Annotated in this window: 14 protein-coding genes and 1 pseudogene; 2 read left to right on the plus strand and 13 right to left on the minus strand. The window is 48.1% G+C overall.

Translation table 11 applies throughout. The features are described 5' to 3' along the window. Window positions 1–17: 17 nt before the first annotated feature. From IPQ00_02865 to IPQ00_02885, 5 genes are all read right to left on the minus strand, one after another. Window positions 18–416, minus strand: coding sequence for a DUF1257 domain-containing protein (locus IPQ00_02865; GenBank protein ID MBL0239506.1), 399 nt, complete (start codon window positions 414–416; stop codon window positions 18–20). 216 nt (window positions 417–632) lie between these two features. Then, window positions 633–2051 carry an AAA family ATPase gene (locus tag IPQ00_02870; GenBank protein ID MBL0239507.1) on the minus strand — a complete coding sequence of 473 codons (1419 nt, stop codon included), beginning with the start codon at window positions 2049–2051 and terminating at the stop codon, window positions 633–635. A 21-nt stretch (window positions 2052–2072) separates the two neighbouring features. After that, window positions 2073–2492, minus strand: coding sequence for a hypothetical protein (locus tag IPQ00_02875; protein MBL0239508.1), 420 nt, complete (start codon window positions 2490–2492; stop codon window positions 2073–2075). A gap of 22 nt (window positions 2493–2514) precedes the next feature. Continuing rightward, on the minus strand, window positions 2515–3894 hold the full coding sequence (locus tag IPQ00_02880) for a hypothetical protein (protein MBL0239509.1): 1380 nt from the start codon (window positions 3892–3894) through the stop codon (window positions 2515–2517). A gap of 18 nt (window positions 3895–3912) precedes the next feature. Next, window positions 3913–4233, minus strand: a complete 321-nt coding sequence (locus IPQ00_02885; protein MBL0239510.1) for a DUF2958 domain-containing protein — start codon at window positions 4231–4233, stop codon at window positions 3913–3915. Between the two features lie 18 nt (window positions 4234–4251). On the opposite strand from IPQ00_02885, the pseudogene IPQ00_02890 reads away from it, so the two are divergent. Both IPQ00_02890 and IPQ00_02895 read left to right on the plus strand, forming a co-directional pair. Then, a pseudogene (locus tag IPQ00_02890) lies at window positions 4252–4653 on the plus strand (phosphomethylpyrimidine synthase ThiC). A gap of 179 nt (window positions 4654–4832) precedes the next feature. Next, the gene (locus IPQ00_02895; protein ID MBL0239511.1) at window positions 4833–5624 is read left to right on the plus strand and encodes a hypothetical protein; all 792 of its coding nucleotides are present in this window, start codon (window positions 4833–4835) and stop codon (window positions 5622–5624) included. 305 nt (window positions 5625–5929) lie between these two features. Here the strand turns inward: IPQ00_02895 and IPQ00_02900 are convergent, their stop codons facing one another. From IPQ00_02900 to IPQ00_02935, 8 genes are all read right to left on the minus strand, one after another. Next, complete coding sequence (locus tag IPQ00_02900; protein MBL0239512.1) at window positions 5930–6763, minus strand: ThiF family adenylyltransferase; 834 nt, start codon at window positions 6761–6763, stop codon at window positions 5930–5932. After that, window positions 6763–7407: a Mov34/MPN/PAD-1 family protein gene (locus tag IPQ00_02905; protein MBL0239513.1), complete on the minus strand. Its 645-nt coding sequence runs from the start codon at window positions 7405–7407 to the stop codon at window positions 6763–6765. Before IPQ00_02905 ends, IPQ00_02900 begins: the two co-directional genes overlap by 1 nt. A gap of 7 nt (window positions 7408–7414) precedes the next feature. Further along, the gene (locus IPQ00_02910) at window positions 7415–8098 is read right to left on the minus strand and encodes a hypothetical protein (GenBank protein ID MBL0239514.1); all 684 of its coding nucleotides are present in this window, start codon (window positions 8096–8098) and stop codon (window positions 7415–7417) included. 12 nt (window positions 8099–8110) lie between these two features. Beyond that, complete coding sequence (locus tag IPQ00_02915; GenBank protein MBL0239515.1) at window positions 8111–8920, minus strand: hypothetical protein; 810 nt, start codon at window positions 8918–8920, stop codon at window positions 8111–8113. A gap of 14 nt (window positions 8921–8934) precedes the next feature. Next, entirely contained in the window at window positions 8935–9180 is a 246-nt protein-coding gene (locus tag IPQ00_02920; protein MBL0239516.1) for a hypothetical protein, read from the minus strand. After that, window positions 9167–9475: a hypothetical protein gene (locus tag IPQ00_02925; protein ID MBL0239517.1), complete on the minus strand. Its 309-nt coding sequence runs from the start codon at window positions 9473–9475 to the stop codon at window positions 9167–9169. Before IPQ00_02925 ends, IPQ00_02920 begins: the two co-directional genes overlap by 14 nt. A gap of 6 nt (window positions 9476–9481) precedes the next feature. Then, window positions 9482–10507 carry a hypothetical protein gene (locus IPQ00_02930; protein MBL0239518.1) on the minus strand — a complete coding sequence of 342 codons (1026 nt, stop codon included), beginning with the start codon at window positions 10505–10507 and terminating at the stop codon, window positions 9482–9484. Between the two features lie 112 nt (window positions 10508–10619). Further along, window positions 10620–11669: a sigma-54-dependent Fis family transcriptional regulator gene (locus tag IPQ00_02935; GenBank protein ID MBL0239519.1), complete on the minus strand. Its 1050-nt coding sequence runs from the start codon at window positions 11667–11669 to the stop codon at window positions 10620–10622. Between the last annotated feature and the right edge of the window lie 184 nt (window positions 11670–11853).

Consider the following 11853-nt stretch of genomic DNA (forward strand, 5'->3'; position numbering starts at 1 on the left):
ATTCACCACCTCCCTTCTCAATATTTGATACGGATTTTGATCGTCTTTCCGATCCGTTCCTTGATCAGCGTACCACCAAGTTTCTTGGCCATCTTTCGGGCCGCGGATTCGTGATAGCTGTTCTGAAGTCTGATCACAAAGTCTTTCCCAAGACGGTACGCAAGATCTAGATCATCGATGATTGCAACATATCCTTTTGCGGTCTTCTGAAAACCGATGTCGCCCAGTAACGATTGCTCCTTTACATCTCGACGGCGGATCACGATATCGGCAGTCTGAGGGTTTCTTTTGTCCCAACCTTCAAGCGGGAGATTGGATCCTACAGTTGGAGACGCGAATCCGAATTCTGCGAGAGCGTCGAGAAGCAACTCGCGGTTCGGAAATGACTGAGAGTCGAATGTCATGTATTTACTCATTAGGATTCTCCGTAATTAGAGTTCGTAGATCCGATCAGTGCGGTTTCCAGCAAGGCCGGTGTTCTCGATTCGAGAACCGGCCCCTTTGATATTGTTCCTGGCCCATTTGCGGATCTCTTCAATTTTCTCGCTCATCATCTGGGCGGTAGGGGTTATGGTCTCGATGCATTTAATGATGTCGCGAGTCTCGGCCTGCCGATCGCCATCGATGAAGGCTTAAAGGACTCCATCTTTCACCGCACCTTCTATTTCGGCACCGGAGAAGTCGTTGCTCTTATCTACGAGTTTTTCGAGATCAAAGTGTTCGGCATCGAGTGCTCTTTTCTTAAGGTGTACCCGGAAGATCTCCTTGCGGTCGTCTTTCTCTGGAAGATCAACGAAATGTATGTAGGAGAATCGGCCGATCCTGAACTGCTCGGATTCGAGTTCGCGGACGTCGTTGGCGGTAGCAAATACAAGGACGTCCTGATTGTCCTGCATCCAGTTGAGGAGATAAGAGATCGTTCGTGCGGTTTCGCCTCCGTCCGTCTTGTTCGAAGACTTCATTCCCGAGACCGCTTTCTCAAATTCACTAATACCAAGAATACCTTTGATCGTTCCGGCGATCGATAACGCCCGCTTTATAGACATTGCCGAGGAACCGATGACGCCTCCGCCTTCGCCCATGATCGAGCCGAAGTCCAGATCAAGCAGTGCCCGATTCGTGATGCTTGAAGCGACACGCTTACAGAGATCCTTTCCACATCCCGGAAGCCCGACTAGCAGAATGCCTTTACACGGTTCGACATGTCGTGCCTTCGCTCTCGGGCTGAAGGTGTATGCGGCACGTTCGAGTATGGCTCGAAGCGACTGGTAACCGCCTAAGTTGCTTGCAGGTTCTGGATGAACATACGTCAGCGAACCACTGCCGCGTATTACGTTCTTCTTTTCCTCGAGGATGACATTGATCGAGTCCTGATTGAGCCCATTACAACTGATAACTGCCTTTGCAACGACATTGCTGATCTCGACGGCGGTCAGGCCAAGGAGAGCTTGCTGCAGGGCGTCCTGCGTCTCTTTGTTGAGGCTAATATCAAGACCATTGGAACGAAGGTTCTCAAACTGAAGTTCTATCGAGTCTTCGATCTCGGATTCCCTAGGCAGATCGAGTTCTACCTGAGTGACTTCCTTTTCGAGTGTTTTGAGTTCCGGGAAATTCGGTCCTACAAATAGAACGGTTGCTTTTGTCGATTTCAGCTTCCAGGCGATCTCACGAAGTCGTCGAACTAATAGAGGATCTTCCTGTCCGTACGGCGAGATGTAAGGGGCATAGTCACAAAGCAGGAAGATACCGGTCTTCTGTTCGCTTATGAACCCAAGAAGGCTTTCGGGATCTTCCGTGTCGCCGATCGTTTGAGGAGAGCTTAGTAAACCCTCTTTCGGATCGACCATCTTTTGAAGACCGCTGGGACGGCTCCAGAAATAGAGAGGTTTCTCCTTGTGCCGATCCTGAAAGACGAGATCGAACAGCGCTTCGCGTACGCGGTCTTCTTCGAAGGTATTGATAGCGATAAGCGGGTACCGGGCTCTGATCCTAATATCGAGTTCGTGCAGGAACTTCCGGATGCTGTCGGCACCGGTTTCTATTTCAGGCATTGTTTGTTTTCTGGAAGTGTTCTAAGAAACGGATTGTGTGACAAGACGACCGTTCTGGCCATTTCGTCCATTGTTGTTGCCGGTCGGCTTCGCTGCGTCGGTCATCCTTTCCACCTTCTGCATCTCTTCTCTTGATGCGATTCCGTTGTCGATCTTGAACCCTAGATTGGCTAGAGCCCTGCCGACAGCACTTGTTTCACCGTTTTCGATAAAGGATGTCGTATTTACGTACCCCTGGCCACGTATCTCAAACGCGTGTCCGGTAGAACTGGGTTCGACGTCATCCCTGTTCCGATACGCCCCCGCCTTTATACAGACAAATCCACTATCTTCGTTGAGTCTTATGATCTCGGTAACGATCCGGCCGTCGGGATACCTCTCATAGAATTCTGCTATGCGTGCGTGAACCGGAATGTATTTGCTTAGATCGAAGTTTGCCATTCTTTACCTCGTGTTTGTCGCTCTATAGTTCAAGAGCGGTTAGCCGGTCTTCATCAAGCAGCTTTTTCGAATGAACCGAAGTCATCCTCAGAAGATCACTCAAAGCCGTTCGCATTTCCTCCGGCGAACGCTGCTTGGCTTCCCGGCCGGCCGCTGTTTGCAATTGTTCGAGCACGTTTTCGAGAGATGTGTCGCCCGTGAAGTTCATCAGCTGATACCACTCGCACATCTGGCGTGCTCGCTTAGCCAATGAACCCGATACGAACTCCGCATCCTTCATTCGTTCGGCCATTTCCGATGCTGATTCGAAGATCTTTGCTGTTATCTGTGCGAAGCCTTCCTTGATCGGCGATACGGCCTCTTCCGCTTCACGTCTCGCGGCCTCGATCTTCATCTCGCGGATACGCTCTTTTACCTCACGTTCTCGCCGGGTTTCAGCATTTACCTCCTCGACCCTTATTTCTTCGATGCGGCGTTTCGAATCGATCTCAAGATCTATCTTCGATTGCTCGGCATTTATGCGAGTTGTTTCGAGAGTAAGGGATTTTGCGAGGTTCCGCTCGGCGATCATCTCCGATCCAAGAATGATCACCTTTGGCTTCATCGTTATTATGAGTCCGTCACGGATCATCTCCCGTGTGGGAACCATCCCGATGGCTTGAGCGGCAACTGCGCTCACAAATTCCTCGCGGTCAAAGGGTTCATCGCTTGTCGCTTCGAATCGGTCAGCTGAGTCTCCCGCCAGCTTATAGAAACTGTCCTGGAGAATATCGAGGATCTCGTCGTATTTAGAAAGCACCTCGCTCTTGGCTGCGGCGAGAGTCTCACACGCCTGAAGGTATGCTTTTTCGAATGACTCAAATGCGGTCCAAGGGATCCACTTGTATTCACTTGTTCCCCAGACGGTCTCGCACAGCGTGAACCTGAAGCCGAACTTGTTGAGAGCGTTATGGGCTTGGGCGGCACCTCGCATTAGCTGATTCCGGTAAACATCCGGTAGCAACCCAGCTCGCGGCGGACTCACCCTGACGGCTGCGTTCTCCGGAAGCTGAACACCCAGCGTTCTCCATTCCAATTGCCGAACAAGACTGCCGAAGCCCCGGCAGTCTATATTCATGAAGATGCCTTCACTCTCCAGCGTCGATAGGTCGAACGGAAGGGATTCTACTTCTTCGACGCTGATACCCAACTCCGTCGCCGCCCTATCTCGTCGTTCCTCAAGCCGAGTCAGCACTTCCCGAGCAATATTAGAGGGCTGTTGCAGCTCGGAATCCCGGGAACTTTCCTTTTCCGATGTGTCCGGCGTTTGCAGACCTCCACCGAAGACGTTTTGAAGAATCGAGGAGGCAAGCGACTGAACCGCCGGCGGTCGAGTGTGCTGATCAGAAGTTTGAGTTTCCATTCGTATTCTGTCGACCGCTCAATTTTCCTCGGATCCGTTCCGTTGCAGACATTCAGATAATGGCCTAGGAATGTGATTTTCGTCACGACTAACTTTGATCCCATTGATGTCAACGGACTCTAATTCACTCAGACAGAAATAGCCCCATTCGCGCTCAAATCCGACTACGTAACCAAAGAACAAAAAGTCGTCTTCGACAGGTCTGCCTTCGGTAACAAACCAAGTCCATCTGCTCAGCGGAAAGTAAAAGACAGCATGGACATTAGGATCCTTATTTCCTTCCTGCTCGCCAGGCATTGGCAAATCATCTCTAAGTTTTAAGGGTAAAAGGTCTGGCATAATTAAAATCAAAATGAGATCTATTCTGCTGTCTGCCGCCTCTTTCGTTTTGTAATTGAATGGGTCTATGAAAGGTCATCCAGCCGCCGAATCGGCGACAATGCCGTTTCCAAAGCCCGCTTTGAATCCCGCTGGGAAGACCAATTCAACATGGCGTTAGACCCGATCATTGCCAAAGAATTCCACGATAAAGAGTTCCCCGCCGAAGGTGCCAAACGCGCTCATTTCTGCTCTAGATGCGGACCGCACTTGTGCTCAATGAAAATCACCCAAGATGTCCGCGAATACGCCAAAGAACAAAACGTCGCGGAAGAATAAGCCCTAGCAGTCGGAATGGCGGAAAAGGCGAGGGAATTTGTTGTAAGTGGAAGTGAGATTTATCAACGGAATTTGGCTGATGGGGTGAAGAAGCATCATTAATAATTTACAAATGGCAATCAGAAATTCATCATTGGGGAAAGAAAAGTGAGTGTGTAGATTGATAAGTCAAAGTTTTCAAAGTTGACATATTTGAACGTTTTTGAGTATAACTTCGTCATCGGTTCAATTATAAAAAATAAGGAAAATAATTAGGTTTTGAGAAATTCCGTAATAATTCTATGGGACCAAATTCAAATAATGAATTAAAAGTTACTCTTGGTGGAAAGATAGAGGTTGACGAAATAAAAATAAAGGATAAGGCAGTTGAAACTATTCAAGACATATTAACGGCTAAATCCCCTGAATTCTATCTAAAGGATTACGAATTAGTAATGAATTCATTATCACAATCTGTCAAAGAATTGCGAAATCTTGAAATATACTGTTTGGTTGGAACCGGGGCTGTTTGGACTTGGGCAGCGTCCAGTTACGAATCTTTTACTTTACCAATTATTTGGTGGATTCCATTTCCTTTAATCATTTTTGGTTGGATAAGCACAATGGCAACAAGGCGATCTATTGATTTAAACGCTGAGTATTTAAGGAAAATAGAAAAAGAAGTTGAACTTACAATAAATGGAAAAAACAAACAATTATTACACTGGCAAAACTTTTTTGAGCATAGTGCAACAAAATATAATTTATTAGATTTATTCAAAACAGAAAACTATAAGAAGTTATCGGTTTTATTTAATGCAGAAGGTTCAAAGGGGATATGGACTTTATCTACTAAACACTTCAAGGCTGTAATTGCAAACCAACGTGCCTGGTTTTTCTGGGGCGGATTGTCCTTAATATCTTTCATAGGTCCTTTTTTCCTACTGCAAACGATAAAACCGAAAACCAGCGATGAAAAGAAAGATACTACTATTCCTGTGGTTACAAGAGTTGAAACACCAAAACCAATGGAAACACCGATTGTCGTAGTTGAAATACCAGTTATAACGCATTCAAATGCTAATCAGCAATAGTTAATTTTTTACAAGTTCTCAATCATCACTAAAACCGTTAGCTGTTGGAATGTCGAAAAAGACAACGGAATTTGTTGATAATGGAAACGAGATTTATTAACGCAATTCGCCCGAAGGTGCGGACGGACATCATTAGGCTTATCTGAACTGCCGCCTGCTTTAGCTGACGGATTAATAATTCAGAACACAAGGCTTTAACCGAATGTAGGGAAAAGAAATAAATCCTTAGAACTTTAGCTAAAGCAAAAAGGATGATTGATATTTATTCTATTTCGGCAAAAGGCGCTGATTATGCAGACTGCAATTCATTCAGAGGTCAGTTGTTGTTTTGTGCAAAATGCTGAATGGCTCGTCCCAGATTCAAGATCAAAGTAAACCGCGTATCGTTTCAGACTTCTCGTGAGGAGCATTGAAGAAAGCATCTCAGATATTTCTACGGCCACTCGCTGATTCACGTTCAGCCCTTGCTCGCCCAACCGAATCCGTTCCGGACAAGATACTTCGTGAGACCTTACAATTGGCTCCGGTTCAAGAAGATCGGGATGCTGAAGCGAAGGTGCCGGAAGTGCCCGGCAGATACTTGTTCCGGTGAAATATTGTTCCGGCTTTAGAGGCTTTGTCGTCGAACCAAGTAACACTTGGCCTGATGTCTTCCCGTTCCCGCCGTCGATCCACCAAAGCCTTGATTGGTCACCATAACCGCGAAACTCATCGAGTGCACGATGCATCTCCCGACGTGCTATGTAGTTATCCACGCAACCGACGATGATCGTCAAATTCCTGTAATCACTATTTAAGCTTTTTAGATGTTTTTCGGGATCGAACTTCTCGCAAGCGAAACTTGTCTCAATTCCCCAAGCCGTTGAAACTCGTTCTGCTAATGTCTGTGCCTTGTACCGCCCGACTTCAGCGAAGCAGAAATTGCTGCGCGGAATATTTCCGCCCTCAACAACGTCTGGGTCTACGATCAGCAGTTCCGCTGACCTATTCTGCTGATGTTTCAACTCGTAAATGAGACGAGCAATAGCAGGAACCACAAACGATCCGGTTCCCCCCGCGCCCACCGCAATGAACCGAACGGTACTGTAATCGACAGGCAGCACAACTGCCGCTTGCGAGAAACTAAGATCGATATCCATTACAAAATCATCTCAAGCAACGCTTCGACCTCATTAAGATCGACGACGCCGCTTGGCAGGGTGCCGATCCAGGAAAATGGGATCGGTAAAAGGTGGTCGTAAACGCCGCAACGTAATCTAATCTTCGGGTTATCGTGAACATCCGCAATTATGCCGAAGATGCGGAATTTGCCTGATTCATCCCGATCGTCTGCCGTGCTGAACTGGTATGCCCCATCCGGGTGCGTATGAATCTCGATGCAGGCCTCAGAGTATTCCGGCCGTCTATCATCGGCTATGGTTGAGGCATATGTCCTGTCCCTGCTCGACGTACTCCACTGCCACGCGCATCGCTCGCTGTCCCAGTAAATAAGATAAAGTTCTTCCCTAAAATTCTCCTTAAAGTTCGATGTCTGGGCGTGCCTGCAAATTTCGTCCCAGACACGACTTGGCACCTTCGGCTTATGCCACCTGATACCTACAAATGCGGTTGGAAGGCCCTTTATCTCTCTGAACACCAAAGGAGCTGAAACCGTAAATTCTTCACGGTGGGCTCTTAGAATTAGGCCGTTTCCGGCCAGCACGTACTCGTAAAGAATGGCTTCTACCGCCTCGAATCGCTCTTTTGCGATCCGATGGCCGATAAACTCGTTTCGTTTTTCCATATTTCATTTAGAACCGTGAGTCGTATCTTCGCTGTTCAACTATCGTTTCCCATGCATCGTCGATTGTAGTGCTCGATAAGATCAGTTCGGACTTCGGAAACTTCTTCACTTTGTCAGCCGCCAGTTTCCACAGAAGTTCGCGTACATCTTGCGGTTCGGAGTGGCATCGCTCACCGGCGTGGTCTGCATTGAATGGCGTGTCAAAAATTAGTTTCCAAACATCGCTTAGAGTAGAAGGATGGGTCTCAGGGATTTCGTTCTTTCCAAAGCAGATCTTGCCTGAACCAGTATTTGGCAACGGTGCGACTGCAATACTGGTATTGGCTGTTGGCTGCGTCGATGCTACGGCCCAGAGGTAATATTCAAAACCTTTTCCGAGAAGGATAAGAGGCGGTAGGGCGACGGTCAGCCTAACCAATCCTCGATCTGCAAAGGAGATTGTGATCTTTCGAATCGCGGCCGGTTCGTAAGAGATGATGGCATTGCCTTCCGGAGCCTCGCGATATCGCAATATTCGCTTGTCCAGCCATCCGGTATCTGTGTGAACCTTTCGAAACGCTCGGGCGACTTGGTCACTCGAAAGAGCTTTTATTCCTACGGATGATTCCTTGAGATCGGCAAACAGATATTGCCCCGGAAGGAAATAGAGCGCAGCCGATGCATCCGGAGGCACCTGAGAGAAGTTATTCATAGCTCAGTATCGCTAACCGACTAGCTTTCCTGTATTCCAGAACGATATAAGCTCGGAAAAGAAGTTCTGAGCATTTTCTTCGATCCTTGTATCCAGTTCGTCTAGATCCCGGAATGACAGATTGGCGGCCCTGTAGGTATCTGTGAGCCAATCCACGGTCTCTTTGTTCCATTCAAAGAAGTCCGGGTACTGGCAGTGCGTCACATCGAGCCACGGGTTTCCGGTAGAATGATCGACCAGCCTAATCAGATCGCTGTAAGGCTTTGTTTTAGCATTCTGTTTTTCACGCCAGACGCTTGTATGTGGAGAAGCTTTGATCGAAGGCAAATCTTCCTTTTCAACACCGTACTTTTCCGAAAAGAATGTCCAGATCTCATCGTCTTCACTAAAGTAGAAAATCAGGCCGGTAAGGTAGCTATCCCTTAAGCCAGCAAAATCGACTTCCTCGCAACACAGGTCAAAGTTCATCGGCGGTATCGCGAACCTTTCGAGTTCCAGATCCGGGTCATCATGCCAGTACTCCAGTAGCGGAAAACAGTTATCGTTCACGAGCTGATAGAATTCGTTCGTACGCTCGCTGTATGCCTTGAAATGTCCTGCCTTGTATAGACTCTTTCTCGATTGTTTCCATTGCTCGGGAAAAATCTCGATGTATAGTCGGTACTTGTGCTGCTCCGATACCACTCTGGAAATGGTCTCGCAGGCGAATATCGCGTTGTGGCTTCGGGCCTTGAATCGCAGATATTCGAGAGACTGAACCAATCGGTCACCGAAGTACGGTCTGTATTCGTGATCTTGCCCTACCATCGCAAGTCCCGTCATAATCCTCGACCCTCTCAGAATCCGAGTGGAATGTAATCTATCGCTGACGCCGGAGTCTTCAGGAATGCTTTACGGTGAGATTCGATAGCTTCTATTTCCTGAGTCCCGGTAGCAAGGACGTTTTCCGCCTCGGCTACCTCCTCAACCGTCAGGAGTTCCTCGACATCCCGTCGCATCAGTCTATCCGCGAGAATGATTGCCGGGTTGATCCGTTCAGGTTCAGCCCGCAAGATACTCACCGGCGAATCATCGCCCGGCATATCCTTTATGCTGTGCCCGCTTGACGATGGTTACGCTGAGTTTTCCGTCCTTCACCTCCCGTGTGATGTTCGCATTCTCTATGGAAGCGAAATGAGGCTGAAGTACGACCTTTAGAGTCTTATCTTCCTGCGCGAGCGACGCATCAAGTTCAAAGGTTTGGCCCTCGATCTTTATCGTCGCCTTCGGATCGGTAACGGGCCTTGTCTCACTGGAAGTCTCGGTCGAGGCCGCATCAGCGCTTTTTGTTGTTCCCGCCTCGTTCTCGGCAGGTGGAGTATTTGTTTCGTTTTCCATGATTATCTAAGAGGCGAATAGGTTTTGCTGATCTTTCGCTTGTTCTTGAACCACTGCGTTTGGGATTGGAGTGGTGTCGGTGTTCCTTGTCATTCCCGTATCGTTAATCTTTACGGCCATGCCGGCTGGCTTCGAAGCACGCTTCTTTGTCGCCGGCTTTTCCTTCTTCAGTTTTTCAGCCGCCAGTCCCGGAAGTACAGTTCTGTACTGATCAAGGGCGTCAGATAGCCGAGCAGACAGAACCGTCCGACTAGCTTCACCAGCAATGTTTGAAAAGACTATCTGCGGAGCGAAGTCGTGCGAACGGACGCTCAGGACGCAATCTCGTACGCCGTTCGTTTCCGGTAGCAGTTGGATAACGGCCGTGACCGTACAGGAATCGAAGTTATAGGGTTCTTTTTCAGCAAGAACGACTGACTTTATAGAATGGTCTTCACTAAGAGGAACTACATCTGCCGGATCACCGGCGTTTTCCTCGGAAGGATGGACAGCCTCTTCAGATGCGGTAACAGAAACAACTTCCGTCTCCCGGTCATCTGCGATCATTCCGGCGATCTCGTCTTCAAATTCAGGGATACATTCGTTCGCGTAAGATGGACGATCTTCGGTTGAGGGCTCGGACTCTACGACACCGAGAAACTCATCTTGCTGTGCGTCAGATTCGTCCGAGCCAACTTTGATCTGTGGAACCGGTGAAACTGCCGTGTCTGACGTGTTGTTCGTTTCGCTTAAAGGAATCGTTGGGCTAGTCACTACGGGCGTATGCTGAGAAGGCTCCCGTTCAATCTCTCGCAACCTCTCTAGGAACTTACTTAGAAAGATATTTCGGATCGTAACCTCTTCGTGAGCCCGCGTCATATATTCGGCACCGTTCCAAAGTTCCAATCCAATTTGCTGATTCGATTGTCCGCTACTCTGAAATCCTTCGTTCCGGCTCACTTCCTCGGCAAGCGTACGAGCAGTAAAAATCAGTTGTTCGATCTTCTCTCGATTATCAAGAGGAACGAACGAACCGCTATTCAGAATTTCCATATCTCTATCTCCACAGATCTATCATCCGCCTATTTATTCGGGCCTAAAGTGAGCCAAACAACGAAAAGGGTTCGCGTTACCACGAACCCGACTACAGAGAATTAGCTAAGAGTCATGCTGCGGCTACGTATGACGCAATGACCTTATCCGACGTATCTACGAACCGCTCCTGGTTCTTTTTCAAAATCCTAGAGATCGTCGAATGAGTAGTGTTGATTGACCTAGCCGCGCGTCTCAGATTCCCGTTTGATTGTTTTAAGGCGTGTTCAATAAAAGTAGCGGCGGCCTTCACATAGACGCTATCCAGATCATCGGTTTCCGGGTCAAGGATAACCGTTAAAAAGCTTTCGTTTTCGTCCAAAATTGGCATCTCAACGTGCTGACATCTGTCTCTATCACGCACCAGACGATTAACGCACTGATGCGTAATCTCTACCTCATCGATCGATTCCACGGCCAGGCGCGTGGCAAAGTTGCGAAGTTCACGGTAGTTGCCCTTCCATTCCAGTTCCTGGATCGCCGCGAGTGCATCCTTCTCGAACTTGAAAGGCAATTCTATACCGATTGTCGCTCTCTCTTTTTCTAATTGATCGAAGAATGTCTCTAATATCCTTTCCTTCTGAAAACGAAGAGGTAATGTTTCAAGCTGAAGGATATTCAACCGATCGAAAAGATCGGCTCTGAATGAGCCACTATTCACCATCGATAGAAGGTCTCTAGAAGTCGCGGCTATGATCCGCACATCTATTTCGCGATCCCGCGTCCCGCCGACCCGGCGAATACGCCGTTCTTCTACCGCCTTCAGAAACTTTGCCTGAAGGCTCAGCGACAGCTCACCTATCTCATCAAGAAAAAGAGTACCGCCGCCCGCAGCCTCAAAAAGCCCGGCCTTCGGAGCGATCGCTCCGGTGAATGCTCCTTTTTCGTACCCGAACAGTTCTGATTCAAGAAGTTCTGAAGAAAAACTTGCGCAATTTACTCCTACGAACTCCCGTTCCGACCGAAGACTATGATCATGGATCTGTCGGGCGATCGTCGTCTTACCGGTCCCTCTCTCACCCGTGATGAGAATGTAGTGCGGAACCCGCGCGTAGAGGGCTATTTTATCCTCAAAGATCGACGACGCAGTGTCGGTATTCGCGTTAGCAAATTGATTGTTCATTAGCCAAATCCTCCCCGTAAAACTTCGACCGGTTCTTATCAATGTGGAAACTAGACAGACGCTTCGGTGTTCCCGGCGTAAGGGACGCCAAGGAAGCCGATTCTAGTTCCGATATTCAACCTACATCAATAAAAACCCTTGTTAGCCGGAGAAGTTACTTGTGAACAAATATTTTTTTCGATTT

It is taken from the genome of Chloracidobacterium sp., from assembly GCA_016720705.1.
Lineage (GTDB): Bacteria > Acidobacteriota > Blastocatellia > Pyrinomonadales > Pyrinomonadaceae > OLB17.